Here is an 18,729-nt window from a genome sequence, read left to right on the forward strand (position 1 = left end):
ATCAGGTGAGAGAGAGCCGAATGTCGAGTAATACCGTCGCCCAGTTCGCTAGTGAGCTGAAAATATCTGCAACTGTACTGCTGGAGCAGTTCAGGGGAGCAGGTGTTGACCTCAAATCGGTAGACGATACCGTCACTGATAGCGATAAGGCGAAGCGGTCGGATTGGCTGCGCCGCAAGGACGGTTCTGCGGATGGCGGGCGTAAAATAACGCTCACCCGCCGGCAGACCTCCGAAATCCGCCAGGCAGATGCCAGCGGACGTTCGCGTACGATTTCCGTCGAAGTCCGCAAAAAGCGTGTGTTCGTGAAACGTGACACGCTGGATGCCGCGGCTCCCTCCGCCGAGCTGGCGACGCCTGCTGCCCCTCAGGCGGCAGCCCAGCCTGAAACGGTGGCGCCTGCGCCTGCCCCCGTGCCAACGCCAGCGCCGGTTCAGACCGCGCCTGTCGTTGAGCCGGTGGCCGTGCACAAGGTCGAGCCTGAAATTCAGACGCCGGCGCCGGAGGCTCCCGTTGTGGCGGAAACCGCGCCGGCAGCACCTGAGGCTGCTGAAGTCGTCAAACAACCCGAGGCACCGGCAAAACCCGCCGAGCCCGTGGTTGAAAGCGCCGCTGCCGAGCCCGCAGCGGTAGTGCCAGAAGAGAAACAGGAACCGGAAGCTCCTTTGAATAAGATTGTTGCGCCGTCCGTCGCAGATCGTGGCGACTCCCCGTCGTCCAGGCAGGATCAAGAAGCCGGCCGCGTTGCCGCGAACCAGGCTCGGCCCGAAAACAAGAAACCGGCTGCTGCGCAACCCGCAGCGGCCGGCCGTCCCGCCGCGCCTGCGGCTGGCGCCCAGGCAGGTGCGCGCAAGCCGGCACTGAGCCCGCTGCGCAACTTGCGTCGGGGCGAAGCGCCTGCCGCTGCTGCACCGCGCGCCGGTGCTGCATCGGAAAACGATGGCGCCAATTCGGATCGCGAAGCCGCTCGTCGCCGCGCCGAGGCGGAAGCCGCTGCCTTGCGTGAGATGCTGAACCGTCCGCGCAAGGTGCTGCGTGCGCCGGAACCGGAAGCCAAGCCGGCTGCGACGCTGCACAAGCCAGCTGCTGGCAAGGCTAAGGACAAGGAAAAGGGCGCCAAGGAAGAAGTGGGCGGCAAGAAGGTCGTCAAGGCGGCTGAACTGTCCTCGTCCTGGTCGGACGAAAGCTCGCGCAAGAAACCGGCTGACAAGGCCGCTGCGACACCTGGCGGTGCCCGCGAAGGCTGGCGCGCCGGTGGCAAGGCAGGTAAGGGCGGCAAGGGTGGCAAGGGCGGTCGTCGCGGTCAGGGTGATCGCAACTCGGCACAGCAACCCGCACAGGCGGAATTCATCTCCCGCGAAGTCCATGTGCCCGAAACCATTACGGTGGCGGATCTCGCCCACAAGATGGCCGTCAAGGCAGCTGAGGTCATCAAGCAATTGATGAAGCTCGGCCAGATGGTGACCATCAACCAGGTGCTGGACCAGGAAACGGCCATGATCGTGGTCGAAGAACTGGGTCACAAGGCTATCGCTGCCAAGCTGGACGATCCGGAAGCCTTCCTGATTGACCAGGAATCGGATCAGACGGAAGTGGTGGAATTGCCGCGTGCGCCGGTCGTGACCGTCATGGGCCACGTTGACCACGGCAAGACCTCGCTGCTGGATTACATCCGCCGCTCGAAGGTTGCCACTGGCGAAGCCGGCGGCATTACCCAGCATATCGGCGCCTACAGCGTGGATACGGCGCGCGGTATGGTGACCTTCCTGGATACCCCGGGGCACGAAGCGTTTACCGCCATGCGTGCACGTGGTGCCAAGGCAACCGATATCGTGATTCTGGTGGTGGCAGCGGACGACGGCGTGATGCCGCAAACCCGCGAAGCCATTCACCACGCCAAGGCGGCAGGCGTGCCTATCGTCGTGGCGATCAACAAGATTGACAAGCCCGAAGCCAATCCGGAACGCGTCAAGCAGGAACTGGTGGCCGAGGAAGTCGTGCCGGAAGAATACGGTGGCGATATTCCCTTCGTGCCCGTGTCCGCCAAGACTGGTCAGGGTATCGACGACCTGCTGGAAAACGTGCTGCTGCAAGCAGAAATGCTGGAGCTCAAGGCGCCGGTGGATGCACCGGCCAAGGGCCTGGTTATCGAAGCCCGCCTGGACAAGGGCCGTGGCGCTGTGGCCACCATTCTGGTGCTGAGCGGTACGCTGCATCGCGGCGACGCCGTGTTGGCAGGCGCCAGCTATGGCCGTGTGCGCGCCATGCTGGACGATACCGGCAAGCCGACTAATTCGGCCGGCCCCGCTATTCCGGTGGAAATCCAGGGCTTGACCGAAGTGCCGGCTGCGGGCGATGAGCTGATGGTGCTGAATGACGAGCGCAAGGCGCGCGAAATCGCGCTGTTCCGTCAAGGCAAGTACCGCGATGTGAAGCTGGCGCGTCAGCAGGCAGCCAAGCTGGAGTCCATGTTCGACAACATGCGCGAAGGCACGCAGACGCTGTCCCTGATCATCAAGACCGATGTGCAGGGTTCGCAGGAAGCACTGGCGCAGTCGCTGCTCAAGCTGGCAACCGACGAAGTCCGAGTCCAGGTCGTGCACGCTGGCGTGGGTGGTATCAGCGAAAGCGATATCAACCTGGCCATTGCGTCCGGCGCCGTGGTCATCGGCTTCAACGTTCGTGCGGATCAGAGCGCCAAGAAACTGGCCGAGAGCAACGATGTCGATGTGCGCTACTACAACATCATTTACGATGCGGTAGATGAGGTGAAGGCAGCCATGTCTGGCATGCTGGCACCGGAGAAGCGCGAAGAAATCATCGGTCTGGTGGAAATTCGCGAGATCTTCAGCGTGTCCCGTGTGGGCAACATCGCTGGTTGTATGGTGCTGGAAGGGATTGTGCGCCGCGACTCGCAGGTTCGCCTGCTGCGTCGCAACGTGGTGCAATGGACCGGCCAGTTGGATTCGCTGCGCCGCTTCAAGGACGACGTCAAGGAAGTCAAGTCCGGCTTCGATTGCGGTCTGACGCTGCGCGGCTATAACGATATTGAAGTGGGCGACCAGCTCGAAGTCTTCGAGATCAAGGAAATTGCCCGGACGCTGTAAGAACGAATGAGCCGACATAAAAGCAAGTCCATTCCAGGCCGTAACCTCAGGCTGGCCGAGCAGATCCAGAAGGATCTGGCCGGCCTGATCCAGCGCGAGTTCGATGTTTCTCGCGCCGGCCTGATTACGCTATCCGGCGTCGAACTGACGCCGGACTACGCGCACGCCAAGGTGTATTTCACCGTGCTGGGCGCCGAACCCGATGCCACCCAGGTGCTTCTCAACGAGAAGGCTGGCTGGCTGCACTCGCAGCTGTATCGCATGCTGCACATCCATACCGTGCCGACGCTCCATTTCCTGCACGACGACCAGATCGTCCGCGGCCTGGAAATGTCTCAGCTGATCGACCGCGCCATGCGCTCCGGTCCCGACAGCGGCGTGCCTGACGAGCCTGACGACAAGGCCTGAGCGGCCGTCGTTTGCACTTCCCAATTTTCCGGATAAACAAGATGGCCAGACGACGCGGGCAGATGCTCGATGGAGTGCTGTTGCTGGACAAACCCGTGGGTTTGTCCAGCAACCACGCCCTGCAGCGCGCCAAGCGCACGCTGGATGCAGCCAAGGCCGGGCATACCGGCACGCTGGATCCGTTCGCGACAGGGCTGTTGATCTGCTGTATGGGCAAGGCGACCAAGATTGCAGGGGCAATGCTGGACGCCGACAAGACCTATGTTGCAACCCTTGCCTTTGGCGAGGAAACCGATAGCGGCGACCTGACGGGCAATATCGTTAGCCAGGCGCCGGCAACGTTCAGCGGTGTGGAAGCGGCCGCGCTGGACGAAGTGTTGTCACGATTCCGTGGCACATTGGAACAGGTGCCGCCGATGTATTCCGCCCTGAAAAAGGACGGCAAGCCTTTGTATGAGTATGCGCGTGCCGGCGTGGAAATTGAACGTCCGCCCCGCACCGTTACGATTCACCGGCTTGAGCTGCTGGAATTCGACGGGCGCAGCGCCGTCATCGAGGTGGCCTGCAGCAAGGGCACCTATATCCGCACCCTGGCCCAGGACATTGGCCGGGAGCTGGGCTGCGGCGCTCACCTGACGGCCTTGCGCCGTACTCAGGCGGGGCCTTTCACACTGGATCGCGCCGTGGCGCTGGAAGCCCTCCAGTCCATGAGCGATCCCAAGCAGGCCCTGATCGGCCTGGAAGAATTACCCGCGGGCCTGTACCCCGCGTCTCGAACCTAAAGGACTTTCTATGACCCGCGCATTGCGTAATGTTGCCATCATCGCTCACGTCGATCACGGCAAGACCACGCTCGTCGATCAACTGTTGCGCCAATCGGGCACGTTCCGGGAGAACCAGCACCTCGATGAGCGTGTGATGGATTCCGGCGATATCGAAAAGGAACGTGGCATCACGATTCTGGCCAAGAACTGTGCGGTCGAATACGAAGGGACGCATATCAACATCGTTGATACCCCGGGGCACGCGGACTTCGGTGGCGAGGTCGAGCGCGTTCTGTCCATGGTCGATGGCGTTTTGCTGCTGGTCGATGCCGTCGAAGGCCCGATGCCGCAAACGCGTTTCGTGACGCGCAAGGCGCTGGAACTGGGCTTGAAGCCTATCGTGGTGGTCAACAAGATCGACCGTCCCGGTGCTCGCCCGGATTTCGCCATCAACGCGACTTTCGACCTGTTCGACAAGCTCGGTGCCACGGAAGAGCAGCTGGATTTCCCGGTGATCTTCGCGTCGGGCCTGTCGGGCTATGCCGGCCTGACCGATGATGTGCGCAGCGGCGATATGCGCCCGCTATACGATGCCATCCTGAAGTATGTGCCGCAGCGTAATGATGATCCCAACGGCCCGCTGCAATTGCAGATCGTGTCGCTGGACTACAGCAGCTACGTCGGCAAGATCGGCGTGGGCCGCATCAACCGTGGCCGCGTGCGTCCGGGCATGGATGTGGTGTACCGCTTCGGGCCGGATGGCGAGACGGGCAAGGGCCGCATCAACCAGGTGCTGAAGTTCCGTGGCCTGGATCGTGTGCAAGTGGACGAAGCTGAAGCCGGCGATATCGTGCTGATCAACGGTATCGAAGACCTGGGTATCGGTTGCACCGTGGTGGATCCGCTGAACCAGGATCCGCTGCCGCTGCTGCGCATCGACGAGCCGACGCTGGTCATGAACTTCATGGTCAATACCTCGCCGCTGGCAGGCCGCGAAGGCAAGTTCGTGACCAGCCGCCAGATCCGTGAACGCCTGGATCGCGAACTGAAGTCCAACGTGGCGCTGCGTGTGCGCGACACCGATGATGACACCGTGTTTGAGGTCGCAGGCCGTGGCGAACTTCACCTGACCATCCTGCTGGAAAACATGCGCCGCGAAGGCTACGAGCTGGCCGTGTCGCGCCCGCGCGTGGTGTTCAAGGAAATCGACGGCGTGCGTCATGAGCCGTTCGAAATGTTGACGGTGGACCTGGAAGACGGCCATCAAGGTAGCGTCATGGAAGAACTGGGCCGCCGCAAGGGCGACCTGCAGAACATGGTGCCGGACGGCCGTGGCCGTACGCGCCTGGAATACCGTATTCCGGCCCGTGGCCTGATCGGCTTCCAGAGCGAGTTCCTGACCCTGACTCGCGGTACCGGCCTGATGAGTCACATTTTCGACAGCTATGATGTCGTGCGCGAAGGTAGCGTGGGCGAACGTCGCAACGGTGTGCTGATCAGCCAGGACGACGGCGAAGCCGTGGCCTACGCCCTCTGGAAATTGCAGGATCGCGGCCGTATGTTCGTGAATCCTGGCGATCCTCTGTACGAAGGCATGATCATTGGTATCCATAGCCGCGAGAATGACCTGGTGGTCAATCCCGTGCGCGAAAAGAAGCTGACCAACGTGCGTGCTTCCGGTAAGGACGAACACATTGACCTGGTGCCGACGATCAAGTTGACGCTGGAATATGCGGTCGAATTTATTGATGATGATGAACTGGTGGAAGTCACCCCCAAGTCCATCCGTCTGCGCAAGCGCTACCTGCAAGAGCATGAGCGCCGCCGCATGGCGCGCGAATCCGGCAACTGATCCGGTACGCCATTCAATAGACCGGGCATGGGGCGCAGACGCGCGTCATGCCTGTATTTCCGAAACCGGGCGCCTTCAAGGCGCCCGGTTTTGTTTTCTTTGCCAGCCCCTGCGGCGGGCAGGGTTTTTCCTGGTGCCGGGATGGTCCTGGGGCAAGCTGTCGGCACTGTCGGCAGCCTGTCCGGGCGACGGCGGTTTTTTTTAGCGGGGTTCTATGTTTCGATGGTTCGAGAAAAAGCTGCCGCCTTTTGATGCGGCGGAATCGGCTGCGTCACAGGTCAGCGGCAGGCCGCTGCCAACCGGCCTGATGCCGTTTATCTGGGCCTGCACGGCAGGTGCACGCGGCTGGTTGTTGTTGATGGTGTTGTTGACGGCGCTCTGCGGTGCTTTCGAGGCCGCGCTGTATGCCATGCTGGGCAACCTGGTGGACTGGATCGCCAAGGTGCAGCCGGATCGCCTCTGGGCGGACGAAGGCGGTACCTTGCTGCTGCTGGCCGCGGTGATACTCGGCAGTATTGTGTTGATCGCTTTGCAGACTGTCATCAAGCATCAGGTGCTGGCGGGTAATTTTCCCATGATGCTGCGTTGGCGTTTTCACCGCTGGCTGCTGGATCAGAGTCTGGCGTTCTTCCAGGATGAGTTTGCCGGCCGGGTGTCTGCCAAGGTGATGCAGACGGCCTTGGCGGTTCGTGATATCTGCATCATCGTCGGCGATGTGCTGGTTTTCATGCTGATCACTGCCAGCACCATGGCTTATGTCGTCGGTGGCTTCGATGCGATTCTGCTGTTGCCATTCGGCATCTGGGCCGTGCTGTATATCGGTTGCATCATCTGGTACGTGCCGCGTCTGGCGCGCACGGCATCGGCGCAAGCCAGTGCGCGTTCGCTGATGACAGGCCGGATTACCGACGCCTATACCAATATCGCAACCGTCAAACTGTTTTCCCATGCCGGCCGCGAAGCGGGGTATGCACGCTCGGCCATGGGAGAGTTTCTGGGCACGGTCTATCGCCAGATGCGCTTGATCAGCAGCTTTGAAGTCGTCAATCACAGCCTGATGGTTCTGTTGATCCTGTCCACGGCAGGCATGGCGCTTTGGCTCTGGATGCAAGGGCAGGTAGGCCCCGGCGCCGTGGCGGCAGCAACGGCCATGGCGCTGCGCCTGATCGGCCTGTCACACTGGATTCTGTGGGAAGTGGCCGCTTTGTTTGAGCATCTGGGTACGGTGCAGGATGGGCTGAATACGATTGCACGCGAGCAAAGCATCCGTGATGCCAAGGATGCCCGGCCGCTGCGCATCGCCCAAGGCAATGTCAAGGTGGAAGCGGTTTCGTTTGCTTATGATGCCAAGCATGATCATCCGTCGGATGGCAAAGCGGACGGCGCCGCCTACTCCGGACGACTGGTGCTCGATAAACTGAGCCTGGATATCCGGCCCGGCGAAAAAATCGGCCTGGTGGGACGTTCAGGGGCAGGCAAGTCCACGCTGGTCAATCTGCTGCTGCGTTTCCATGATGTAAGCGCTGGCCGGATCCTGATCGACGGTCAGGATATTTCGACCGTGACGCAAGAGAGTCTGCGCGCGCAGATCGGTATGGTGACGCAGGATACTTCGCTGCTGCACCGGAGCATCCGCGACAACATTCTGTATGGCCGGCCGGATGCCAGCGATGAAGAAATGATTGCCGCGGCCCGGCAGGCCGAGGCGCATGACTTCATCATGACCTTGCGTGATGCACAGGGGCGCACCGGCTATGACGTGCAGGTGGGCGAACGCGGCGTGAAGTTGTCCGGCGGGCAGCGTCAGCGTATTGCGATTGCCCGGGTCATGCTGAAGAATGCGCCTATCCTGCTGCTGGACGAAGCGACCAGCGCGCTGGATTCCGAAGTGGAGCAGGCGATCCAGTCCAGTCTGGATACGCTGATGGAAGGCAAGACCGTCATTGCCATCGCGCACCGTCTGTCAACGATTGCAGCGATGGACAGGCTGATCGTGCTGGAACGGGGGCGTATCGTGGAAATGGGTTCGCACGCCGAATTGCTGCAGGCAGACGGGATTTATGCCCGGCTGTGGAAGCATCAGAGCGGTGGATTCCTGACGGAAGAGTAAGACAGTACTGCCAGGCCGGCCCGGCGGCGAAACCGCTGCCGGGCCAGGCTTTGCGCCGGGAGGTTCAGGTTGGCAGGGTCGGCGCGTAATCGACGCTGGAGGGCAGGCAGTTGCAGCATTCGGTCACGTACTTGACCACCTGGTCGGGGTCGTCCGCCAGATACAGCAAGTCGGCTTCTTCCTGCCGGATGGTACCGGTTTCCACCATCTTGGTTCGGATCCAGTCGATCATCCCGGCCCAGTACTCACTGCCCATCAGCACGATGGGCCCCTTGGGGATTTTGTTGGTCTGAATCAGGGTCAGGGCTTCGAACAGTTCATCCAGAGTGCCGAAGCCGCCAGGCAGCGTGATGTACGCTGCGCTGTGCATGAAGAACGTGGCCTTGCGCGAGTTGAAGTACTCGAAGGTCAGCGCAATGGTCTGGTAGCCGTTGTGGTGCTGTTCGTGCGGCAGCACGATGTTCAGGCCGATGCTGGTGCCCTTGGCTTCAATGGCGCCTTTGTTGGCGGCTTCCATGATGCCGGGGCCGCCACCAGCGATAATGGCAAAGCCTGCCTGAGCAAGACGACGGCTGATGTCCTCGGCCATCGCGTAATAGGGCGAGCCGCTGTGAATGCGCGCGCTGCCGAAAATGCTGACGGCCGGGCCGACATTGGCCAAGGCTTCAGCTGCTGTTTCTATCTCTGACATAATGCCGGGTGTTTGCCGGCCGACCGGTGTAGCCGTCTGTTTTTTTTGAGTGCTCATGAATAAAACCTTGTTGCTGGTCGATGGATCAAGCTATCTCTATCGCGCCTATCACGCCATGCCGGATCTGCGCAATGCCCAGGGCGAGCCCACAGGGGCATTGTATGGGGTGATCAATATGCTGCGTAGGCTGACTCAGGATTATCAGGCCGATTATGCGGCTTGTATCTTCGATGCGAAAGGAAAAACTTTCCGCGACGATTTGTATCCTGAGTACAAGGCACAGCGTCCGTCGATGCCGGAAGATCTGGCGGCGCAGATCGAAGCCATCCACGAATCGGTGCGAGCGCTGGGTTGGCCGGTGCTGAGCATAGGCGGGGTCGAAGCCGATGATGTGATCGGCACGTTGGCCTTGCAGGGCGAGCAGGCCGGGATGCATGTTGTAGTTTCAACCGGTGACAAGGATCTCGCCCAACTGGTCACACCGCAAGTGACTCTGGTCAACACCATGAGCGGTGAAGTGCTGGATCCGGAAGCGGTCAAACAGAAATTCGGGGTCGATCCGGATCACATCGTGGACTATCTCATGTTGATCGGCGACACGGTGGACAATGTGCCAGGCGTGACCAAGGTCGGCCCTAAAACAGCGGTGAAATGGCTGGATGCCTACGGGGATATTGCCGGCCTGATCGCGGCGGCGGCCACGATCAAGGGCGTGGCTGGCGAGAATCTGCGCCAGGCAATCGGGCAATTTGAACTGACCCGCGAGCTGCTGACGGTCAAGACGGATTGCGCGCTGGATCCTGCCATTGCGGGCCTGGACGCCTTGAAGATGCGCCAACCCGATACCGGAAAGCTGATCGACCTGTACAACCGCTATGGCTTTCGCACCTGGTTGCGTGACCTGACGGGGGATCAGGAGCGCATTCCCGAGGGCGATAGCCGCATGGCGGCCGAAGTCGTGGTTCAGGCGGTGGCAGAGGCCGACTATGAAACGGTGACGACGCCCGAGCAGTTGCAAGCCTGGGTGGATCGCATTGATCAGGCGGAACTGGTGGCGCTGGATACAGAAACCACATCGCTGGATGCCATGCAGGCGCGCCTGGTGGGCTTGTCCCTAGCTGTGCGGCCAGGGCAGGCTTGCTACATTCCTGTGGCGCATCGCGGGCCGGACCAGCCGGTGCAATTGCCGCTGGCGCAGGTACTGGATGCGCTGCGTCCCTGGCTTGAGAATCCGGCCAAGGCCAAGTTGCTGCATCATGCCAAGTACGACACGCATGTGCTGGCCAATGAAGGCATCAAGCTGCTGGGTGTGAAGCACGACACCATGCTGCAGGCTTATGCGTTGGAGTCGCATCGCAGTGTCGGTATGAACGAGCTGGCGCAGCGTTGGCTGGGGCGTTCGGGCGTGGCGTATGAAGATCTGTGCGGCAAGGGCGCCAAACAGATCGGGTTTGATGAGGTGCCGCTGGAACAGGCGGCGCATTACGCCAGCGAGGATGCCGATTTCACCTTCGCGTTGCATGAAGCGCTGTATCCGAAGGTGCGTGAACAGGCGGGGCTGCTGGCTATTTATGAGCTGGAAATGCAGGTGTTCCATGTGTTGTGGCAGGTGGAACGCAATGGCGTCTTGATCGACGCCCGCGAGCTGGGGCGCCAGAGCCACGAAATCGGTCAGCAACTGGTCACGCTGGAGCAGCGTGCCTATGACATTGCGGGCCAGCCATTCAATCTCAATTCGCCCAAGCAACTGGGGGAAATCCTGTTTGGCCGCATGCAGCTGCCGGTCATCCGCAAAACTGCTGGGGGCGCGCCGTCCACGGACGAAGAAGTACTGACCAAGCTGGCGCAGGATTATCCCTTGCCGCAGGTATTGCTGGAGTACCGTGGCCTGGCCAAGCTGAAATCCACCTATACGGACAAGTTGCCGCGCATGATCAATGCGGCGACCGGACGTGTGCATACCAATTATGCCCAGGCGGCGGTCATTACCGGCAGATTGGCGTCGTCCGATCCCAATCTGCAGAATATTCCGGTACGCACCGAAGCGGGCCGCCGGGTCAGGCGGGCCTTTATTGCACCTGCCGGGCGGGTGATTGTGTCAGCGGATTATTCACAGATCGAATTGCGGGTCATGGCGCACATTTCCGGAGACGCCAACTTGCAGCAGGCATTTGCCGATGGCAAGGATATTCACCGTGCGACCGCCTCCGAAGTGTTCGGGGTGTCGCTGGAGGAGGTGTCGGCAGAGCAGCGTCGGGCGGCCAAGGCGATCAACTTCGGCCTGATCTACGGCATGAGCGCGTTTGGCCTGGCGGGCAATCTGGGCATTACGCGCGAGGCGGCGCAATCCTACATTGACCGCTATTTCCATCGCTATCCGGGCGTGGCGCGCTATATGGACGAGATCCGTCAGCAGGCGCGCGAACTGGGCTATGTGGAAACCGTGTTTGGCCGACGCCTCTGGTTGCCGGAAATTCGTGGCGGTTCCGGTCCGCGCCGTCAGGCAGCCGAACGAGCGGCCATCAATGCGCCCATGCAAGGGACGGCAGCCGACCTGATCAAGAAAGCCATGGTGGCGGTGCAGGATTGGCTGGATCAGGAAAAGCTGGGTAGCCTGCTCATCATGCAGGTGCATGATGAACTGGTGCTGGAGGTGCCGGAACAGGAGTTGGATCTGGTGCGCCAGCAGTTGCCGGCGCTGATGTGCGATGTGGCCAAGCTGGCGGTGCCGCTGGTGGCCGAAGTCGGGGCAGGACAGGACTGGGAACACGCCCACTGAGCCTCGGGCAGCCGGACGGAAGCGCGCTGCGCCAGGCAGAAGCATGCCGGCGGCGCGTGTCGTGCAGATGAAAAAAAGCCGGTGCCTCTGGATGGGCTGACCTCAGGGAGTTGGGTATCCATTCAACTTCTGGAGGGCAGTTCAGGAGGTACCGGCCTTTTTTTGCCCTTGCGTCAGGCAAAGGGCTGTCAGAACTGATTGGTTTGCTGCAGGGCCTGGATGCGCTCCGGGATGGGCGGGTNGGTGGCGAACAGCGCCGCGATGCCCTTGCCGCCGGTAATGCCGGAAGCTTCAAAGTTCTTGGGCAGTTCGCCTGCGTCCACACCGCCCAGTCGGCGCAGGGCACGGATCATGGGCTCGCGGCCGCCCAGCAGGCGGGCCGAGCCGGCATCGGCGCGGAACTCGCGCTGGCGTGAGAACCACGCGACGATGATGGACGCCAGAATGCCGAACAGGATCTCACAGACGATGGTGGTGACGAAATAGCCGATGCCACCGCCTTCACGGTCATTCTTCAGCAGTACGCGATCCACGAAGTAGGCGACGATGCGGGCGAAGAAAACCACGAATGTGTTGACGACACCCTGGATCAGGGTAAGCGTCACCATGTCGCCATTGGCAATGTGCGCGACTTCATGCGCCAGCACCGCGGCGACTTCTTCTTCGGTCATGCTTTGCAGCAGCCCGGTCGAGACGGCGACCAGCGAATCATTGCGGAAGGCACCCGTGGCGAACGCATTGGGGGCGCCTTCATAGATGGCGACCTCGGGGCGGCCGATACCGGCGCGATCTGCCAGCTGGTGCACGGTTTCCACCAGCCAGGCTTCCCGGCCATTGGCGGGCGCCTGGGGGTCGATGACGCGCGCACCGGTGCTGAACTTGGCCATGGGCTTGCTGATCAGCAGCGAAATGATGGCGCCGGTAAAACCGACGACCAGCGAGAACACCAGGAGTGCGCCGAAATCGAGGCCTTGCTGTGTCATATAACGGTCCACCCCCAGCAGGCGCAAGGTGATGCTGAGGACGACAATGACTGCCAGGTTGGTCAGAAGAAATAGAGCAATTCGTTTCATGGCTTGGTTTCTGTTGTGCTTGAGTCGGACGGGCTCCCGCGTTGGACCCGTTACGGCTGGAAGTGTTCCGTGGCTGCGTTGGCGTGTCCAGTGGGCTGGATCATGTTTCCCGCTATGGATACGGCGGAAGCCTGAAGTCGCGGCCGTCAGGCCGGGGCGCTTCACGCGTGACACGGAGCAAGAGTATAGTAGGGCCGTTATGCCATTTTGCAATGGCATAGTCGCGCATTTTTGGGGCGGCTGCCCTTCATTTTTTTGGATTCCGCCGCAATATGCAGGCCTTGTGGATGCTGCTGGCCTCGGCCATGTTTGCCCTGATGGGGGCGTTCGTCAAATTGTCCTCGGAACATGGCGCTTCGCTGGCACAGGTGGTGCTGTTGCGTGGCCTGCCGTCGGTGGTGTTCCTGTTGGTCTGGGCCAACATTCATCATTACAGCATTGCGCCCAAGCGCTGGAAGCCGCATGTACTGCGCAATCTGGCGGGTGTGAGTTCCATGTGGCTGGGTTTTTATGCCTTGTCGCAGCTCCCCTTGGCGACAGCGACCAGCCTCAGCTATACCGCGCCTCTTTTCATTGCTGTCTTTTTGATGGTGTCGGACGGCAAAAGCCGTGACTGGCTGCGGATGCTGGCGGTATTGCTGGGGTTCGTCGGGGTCTTGGCGGTATTGCGCCCCAGCATCGGGCCGCAGCAGCTGGCGGCAGCGGGCGCCGGGCTGGCGTCCGGCGCACTGGCTGCCATCGCCATGCTGCAGATCCGGCAACTGGGGCGGGAAGGCGAGGCAGAATGGCGTACCGTGCTGTTCTTTTCCTGTGCGGTCTGTCTGAGCAGCGGTATCGGCCTGGGCATTACCGGCTGGGGGGAAACCGATTGGCAGGGCTGGCTGATGTTGCTGGGCGTGGGCAGCAGTGGCCTGGTGGGGCAACTGGCCATGACGCGTGCCTTTGGCTCAGGGGCTGCCTTGCTGACGGCAGCCTTGCAGTACACCACTATCATCTTTTCGGCCCTGACCGGGATGGCCTTGTGGCAGGACACCCCTGACGCGATGGCCTGGGCGGGCATGATCGGCATCATTGCCGCTGGCTTGCTATCGGCCTGGCGCACCATGGTGGAGAGCCGGCAGGCGCAAGCCAAGGCAGCAGCGGAAGCCGCTGCAATGGCAGCGGCTGCCAGTGCTTCCCAAGGCGCAGATCAGGCCCTGCTGCAGGATGTCCCGGCCATAGAGACCGAACCCGGCGCACCTGCCGCCAGGGTGTCCTCCTCCTGATTTCAACCGGCGTTGCCCATGGCCGGGTCGCTGATGGCGTCCTTGCCGTTTTCGACACGCCCGGCAAAGCGCCGCTCCCAGCCGTCCAGCTCGGCGACGGTAACGCTGAAGTCATACCAGTGTCCACATGAGGACAGATCCCAATGCAGCGAGACCGGGGTTCCGTCCGGCGGAACGTCGATGTCGCGTCTTGCCTCATCTCCCAGGTAGGCGTTGGCACGGATGGTGGCGTGGTAAGGAACGGCACTGCGATTGAGCAGTTCCAGATAGATATCACCGCTGGCGATGTCATAACAGACACGGACTTCCGGCGCGGGGATGCCGGGCAGCATTTGCTGATTGGTATTGCCACGGAAATGCCGGTGAAACCCGTTGGGGCCCAGTACCCAGAGGTCGTAGCGCCCGTTGTCCTGTTCTACCGTGTTCCAGAAACCATTGAGTTGCTTGCCGGCGCCGACGGTATAGCGACGTGGCAGGCGATCCAGGTGCAGCTTGTCATAGACATGGAAGACGCCGGCCTGGGTGCCGGTATTGGAGAACAGCAGCCAGATGCCTCCTGTCGAGGCTTCCACGCGTGCGCTGGTATGCATTTCATAAGGCAGTGCACGCGACGGACGAATGGCCAGGGGCTGAACCGGCGGCATCTGGCTGCTGGCCGACGGAACCGGCACAGGCAGTTTCAAGCCTTGTGACAGGCGGATGCGATCCACGGCTTCCTTTTCCAGCTTGACCAGTTCCGGCATGGGCCCGGTATTGGGGCTGCTGAAGTCGAAACAGCTGGTCAGATCGCCCATCACCGCCTGGCGCCAGGGGCTGATATTGGTCTCTGCCACGCCGAAGCGGGCTTCCAGAAAGCGCAGGACGGACGTATGGTCGAATGCCTGGGAATTGACCCAGCCACCCCGGCTCCAGGGGGAGACCACATACATGGGCACGCGCGGGCCCGGGCCATAGACCTTGCCATCCGCCTGGTCATGCGCGGAGGCCAGGCGATGATATTCGGCCGCGCTGTCTTCCGTCGAGTCACCGGCCAGGCTGCCGTCCGGATTCAGGGAGGGGGCTGCGGGCGAGGGGATATGGTCGAAAAAACCATCGTTCTCGTCGAAGTTGATCAAGAGCACGGTTTTGCTCCAGACGTCAGGGTTGGCCGTCAGGGCATCGAGCACTTCCGAGATATACCAGGCGCCTTGAATCGGGCTGGAAGGCAGCGGATGTTCGGAATAGAAGGCGGGGGCGACGATCCATGACACCTGCGGCAGCATGCCGCTGGCGATATCGTCGCGCAAGGCTTGCAGGAAGCCGCCGTCCGGCATGGTGTTGGCGACACCTTTGTAGAGCGGATTGCCGGCGTCGAAAGCCGGTTGCCAGGCGGGGTAGGGCAAGCCGCTGCTGAGGTTGCCATGATCTTTATTGGCTTGCCGGTATTGTTGAAAGCCTGCCAGTGGATTGTCGGTGAAGTTGTCGGGCAGGTTCTGGTAGAGCTTCCAGCTGACTCCGGCTTCCTGCAGGCGTTCCGGATAGGTACGCCAAGTCCAGCCGCTGCGTGGAGAGTCCAGCGAATCGAAACGGTTCCGGGTAGAAGGGCCATTGCCCAGCCCGAAGGGGTCATTGGTGCCGCTCCAGTGGAACAGGCGGTTGGTATTGGTGCCGCCGTGAAAGGCGCAGTGGTAAGCGTCGCAAATGGTGAAAGCGTCAGCCAGGGCGGCCTGGAAGGCGACTTCCTGTTCCTGGTAGTAGCCCATGGAGCGGTCGGTTTTTTCCGCCGGCCATCGGCTCATGCGGCCACCATCCCAGGCTTGCTGGGCGTCTGGATAGTCGTGCGGCGTGCCGAGCACACGTTGCGCGTTGCCTTTTTCGCTATCCAGGTGATAGGGCATGACAATGCGTTTGCCGTTGGACTGTTCCCAGACGCTGCGGCCGTCCGGCAAGGGGATGGTGAAACGGTCGCCAAAGCCGCGTACGCCCGGCAGCGTGCCGAAGTAATGGTCAAAAGAGCGGTTTTCCTGCATCAGAATGACGACATGTTCGACGTCACGGATGCTGCCGGTGCGATGATTGGCCGGAATGGCCAATGCCTTGCGGATGGCGGGTGGAAAGGCGGCGAGGGCAGCGCTGCCGCCAGCGCCGTAGAGGGTGCTGCGTAGGAAACTGCGCTTGTCGCGGGAAAAAGCCGGGTGTATTTCGTTGCTCATTGTCGTAGGAAAAATGGCTGGAATGGACTGGAATGGGGCATGACTGGGTTCCTGGCACTATGGTCGGTGCCAGGGGTGAAGCAGGCATGACGGCAATGGCAAAAATCCTGATCGGCTAATCAAGGTTTTTGCGATTGATTGGCATAAAAAAAGCAGGCGGCCAGAGCCGGCCTGAGGGGACGGGTGGCTGCCTGCAAAGCCGCCGCCGCCGTGATTGGCGGGTGCCTTTACGGCGACGGTGGTAGGGGACGAATAAACAGTACGTTAGTCAGTGTGTGGCGACGGGCCCGATCAGGCCTGGCCCATGGCCGGGTCGCTGATGGAATCGCGGCCGGTTTCCACGCGGCCGGCAAAGCGGCGCGACCAGCCCGGCAATGCGTCTATGGTGACGGTGAAGTCATACCAGTGTCCGCAATCCGACAGATCCCAGTGATGTTCCGCCAGGCTCAAGGCCGTCACATCCAGATCCAGGCCGGCATCGGTGAAGTAGGCATTTGCCTGGATGTGAGCGCGGAAATCGGTGTTGCCGCGGTTGAGCACCTGCAGATAGACATTGCCGTTGGCAATGTCGTAGCACACGCGGACTTCCGGATTGATGGCGTCTGGCAGCGCCAGGGCATTGACGTCACCCTGGAAGTGGCGGTGGAAACCGTTGGGCCCCAATACCCAGAGGTCGTAGGCGCCATTGTCCTGTTCGACGGTATTCCAGAAGCCGTTGAGCTGCTTGCCCGGTTCGACGGTGTAGCGGCGTGGAATGCGGTCCAGGTGTTTTTTGTCATAGACATGGAACACGCCAGCCTGGGTGCCGGTATTGGAGAACATCAGCCAGATACCGCCTGCCGAGACATCAGCGCGGGCGCTGGTGTGCATTTCGTAAGGCAGGGCGCGCGAGGGGCGGATGGCCAGGGGTTGCACGGGCAACGACTGGTTGTTCACGCTGGGCACGGGAACCTGGGGCAGACGGCCCTGAGTCGCGCGCAACTGATCGACGGCTTGCTTTTCCAGTTTGACCAGTTCGGGCAAGGGGCCGTTGTTCGGGGTGGAAAAGTCGAAACAGCTGGTCAGGTCACCCAGTACGGCACGGCGCCACGGGCTGATATTGGTTTCCGGAACACCGAAGCGGGCTTCCAGGAAACGCAGCACCGAAGTGTGGTCGAACGCCTGGGAGTTGACCCAGCCGCCACGGCTCCAGGGCGAGACGATATACATCGGAACGCGCGGGCCGGGTCCATAGACCTTACCATCCACGCCGTCCTGTCGCGAGGCAACCAGGTGGTGATCCAGCGTCGAATCCACGGTGGTGTCGCCGATCAGCTGGCCGTCCGCGTCCAGCGACGGTGCAGCCGGAGGAGGCAGGTGGTCGAAGAAACCGTCGTTCTCGTCGAAGTTGATCAAGAGGACGGTTTTGCTCCAGATATCGGGGTTGGCCGTCAGGGCATCGAGCACTTCCGAGATATACCAGGCGCCCTGGATCGGGCTTGATGGGCCAGGGTGCTCGGAGTACGTGGCTGGGGCGACGATCCAGGACACCTGCGGCAAGGTGCCGCTGGCGACGTCATCCCGCAGCGCTTGCAGGAAACCGCCATCCGGCATGGTGTTGGCGACGCCCTTGTAGAGCGGGTTGGCGGCATCGAATGCTGGTTCCCAGGCGGGATAGGGGCTGCCGTTGCTGCTATTGCCATGTTGCTCGTTGGCACGGCGGTACTGGCGGAATCCGGCCAGGGAGTTGTCCGTGAAGTTATCCGGCAGGTTTTGGTAAACCTTCCAGCTGACTCCGGCTTCCTGCAGGCGTTCCGGGTAGGTCGTCCAGGTCCAGCCACTGGTGGATGCGCCCAGCGAATCGTCCTGGTTCTGGGTGGATGGGCCACCATGCGTTCCTTGCGGGTCGTTGGTTCCCGTCCACAGGAAGAGGCGATTGGTATTGGTGCCGCCATGCGTGGAGCAGTGGTAGGCATCGCAGATCGTGAAGGCATCGGCCAGCGCCACCTGGAAGGCGACTTCCTGTTCCTGGAAGTAACCCATGGAAGTGTTGGTCTTGTGGCGCGGCCACTGATCCATGCGGCCGCTATCCCAGGCCTTTTGCGCATCCGGGTAGTTATGAGGCGTGCCGCTGACGCGTTGGGCGTTGCCCTGTTCGCTGTTCAGGTGATAGGGCAGGACAATGCGACTGCCATTGGATTGCTCCCAGACACTGCGGCCATCGGGCAGCGGAATGGTAATGCGGTCGCCAAAGCCGCGGACGCCGGGCAGCGTGCCGAAGTAGTTGTCGAAGGAGCGGTTCTCCTGCATCAGGATGACGACATATTCGACGTCATTGATGGTGCCGGTGCGGTTGTTGGCCGGAATGGCCAGTGCCTTGCGGATGGCCGGCGGGAAGGCGGCCAGGGCGACGCTGCCGCCAGCGCCGTACAGCGCGCTGCGCAGGAAGTGCCGCTTGGGGGCAGAAAGGGGGGCGTTTTTTTGTGCCATGGTCATCGTATCTTGCTGT

Annotated in this window: 10 protein-coding genes and 2 pseudogenes; 7 read left to right on the forward strand and 5 right to left on the reverse strand. The window is 61.5% G+C overall.

Annotated features, from left to right (window positions below):
- Window positions 1-20 precede the first annotated feature (20 nt).
- From infB to ACNA1V_RS06915, 5 genes are all read left to right on the forward strand, one after another.
- The gene (infB, locus tag ACNA1V_RS06895) at window positions 21-3,107 is read left to right on the forward strand and encodes a translation initiation factor IF-2 (RefSeq protein WP_415832854.1); all 3,087 of its coding nucleotides are present in this window, start codon (window positions 21-23) and stop codon (window positions 3,105-3,107) included.
- A 6-nt stretch (window positions 3,108-3,113) separates the two neighbouring features.
- Window positions 3,114-3,515: a 30S ribosome-binding factor RbfA gene (gene rbfA, locus ACNA1V_RS06900; RefSeq protein ID WP_127773489.1), complete on the forward strand. Its 402-nt coding sequence runs from the start codon at window positions 3,114-3,116 to the stop codon at window positions 3,513-3,515.
- Between the two features lie 41 nt (window positions 3,516-3,556).
- Complete coding sequence (gene truB / locus ACNA1V_RS06905; protein ID WP_415832855.1) at window positions 3,557-4,297, forward strand: tRNA pseudouridine(55) synthase TruB; 741 nt, start codon at window positions 3,557-3,559, stop codon at window positions 4,295-4,297.
- Between the two features lie 10 nt (window positions 4,298-4,307).
- The gene (gene typA, locus ACNA1V_RS06910) at window positions 4,308-6,131 is read left to right on the forward strand and encodes a translational GTPase TypA (protein WP_415832856.1); all 1,824 of its coding nucleotides are present in this window, start codon (window positions 4,308-4,310) and stop codon (window positions 6,129-6,131) included.
- Between the two features lie 214 nt (window positions 6,132-6,345).
- Window positions 6,346-8,241, forward strand: a complete 1,896-nt coding sequence (locus ACNA1V_RS06915) for an ABC transporter ATP-binding protein (protein WP_415832857.1) — start codon at window positions 6,346-6,348, stop codon at window positions 8,239-8,241.
- A gap of 64 nt (window positions 8,242-8,305) precedes the next feature.
- On the opposite strand, the gene ACNA1V_RS06920 is transcribed toward ACNA1V_RS06915, so the two are convergent.
- On the reverse strand, window positions 8,306-8,989 hold the full coding sequence (locus ACNA1V_RS06920) for an LOG family protein (RefSeq protein WP_462937401.1): 684 nt from the start codon (window positions 8,987-8,989) through the stop codon (window positions 8,306-8,308).
- Here ACNA1V_RS06920 and polA point away from each other — a divergent pair.
- Window positions 8,988-11,711 (forward strand): DNA polymerase I, encoded by a 2,724-nt coding sequence (polA, locus tag ACNA1V_RS06925; protein WP_415832858.1) that lies wholly within the window; start codon window positions 8,988-8,990, stop codon window positions 11,709-11,711. The two genes, ACNA1V_RS06920 and polA, sit on opposite strands and share 2 nt — an antisense overlap.
- A 188-nt stretch (window positions 11,712-11,899) precedes the next feature.
- On the opposite strand, the gene ACNA1V_RS06930 is transcribed toward polA, so the two are convergent.
- Together ACNA1V_RS06930 and htpX are read right to left on the reverse strand one after the other, a co-directional pair.
- Window positions 11,900-11,952, reverse strand: a 53-nt coding sequence (locus ACNA1V_RS06930; RefSeq protein WP_415832953.1) for a hypothetical protein, incomplete at its 5' end; no start/stop codon positions are given.
- A gap of 1 nt (window position 11,953) precedes the next feature.
- A pseudogene (gene htpX / locus ACNA1V_RS06935) lies at window positions 11,954-12,784 on the reverse strand (protease HtpX); the annotation flags it as partial.
- Window positions 12,785-13,056: 272 nt separating this feature from the next.
- Between htpX and ACNA1V_RS06940 the strand changes: the two are divergent.
- A pseudogene (locus ACNA1V_RS06940) lies at window positions 13,057-13,890 on the forward strand (DMT family transporter); the annotation flags it as partial.
- A 161-nt stretch (window positions 13,891-14,051) separates the two neighbouring features.
- Here ACNA1V_RS06940 and ACNA1V_RS06945 read toward each other — a convergent pair.
- Window positions 14,052-16,241, reverse strand: coding sequence for a phosphocholine-specific phospholipase C (locus ACNA1V_RS06945; protein ID WP_415832860.1), 2,190 nt, complete (start codon window positions 16,239-16,241; stop codon window positions 14,052-14,054).
- A 291-nt stretch (window positions 16,242-16,532) separates the two neighbouring features.
- A complete protein-coding gene (locus tag ACNA1V_RS06950) occupies window positions 16,533-18,710 on the reverse strand; it encodes a phosphocholine-specific phospholipase C (protein WP_415832861.1) in 2,178 nt (725 codons plus the stop codon).
- Window positions 18,711-18,729: the final 19 nt, after the last annotated feature.

Source organism: Kerstersia similis (assembly GCF_965139615.1).
In the GTDB taxonomy this organism is placed as follows: Bacteria; Pseudomonadota; Gammaproteobacteria; order Burkholderiales; family Burkholderiaceae_B; genus Kerstersia; species Kerstersia similis.

Bases quoted from the DNA above. Each gene is read 5' to 3' on its own strand.
- infB (WP_415832854.1), top strand. From the start codon at position 21: ATGTCGAGTAATACCGTCGCCCAGTTCGCTAGTGAGCTGAAAATATCT.
- rbfA (WP_127773489.1), top strand. From the start codon at position 3,114: ATGAGCCGACATAAAAGCAAGTCCATTCCAGGCCGTAACCTCAGGCTG.
- truB (WP_415832855.1), top strand. From the start codon at position 3,557: ATGGCCAGACGACGCGGGCAGATGCTCGATGGAGTGCTGTTGCTGGAC.
- typA (WP_415832856.1), top strand. From the start codon at position 4,308: ATGACCCGCGCATTGCGTAATGTTGCCATCATCGCTCACGTCGATCAC.
- ACNA1V_RS06915 (WP_415832857.1), top strand. From the start codon at position 6,346: ATGTTTCGATGGTTCGAGAAAAAGCTGCCGCCTTTTGATGCGGCGGAA.
- polA (WP_415832858.1), top strand. From the start codon at position 8,988: ATGAATAAAACCTTGTTGCTGGTCGATGGATCAAGCTATCTCTATCGC.
- ACNA1V_RS06920 (WP_462937401.1), bottom strand. From the start codon at position 8,989: ATGAGCACTCAAAAAAAACAGACGGCTACACCGGTCGGCCGGCAAACA.
- ACNA1V_RS06945 (WP_415832860.1), bottom strand. From the start codon at position 16,241: ATGAGCAACGAAATACACCCGGCTTTTTCCCGCGACAAGCGCAGTTTC.
- ACNA1V_RS06950 (WP_415832861.1), bottom strand. From the start codon at position 18,710: ATGGCACAAAAAAACGCCCCCCTTTCTGCCCCCAAGCGGCACTTCCTG.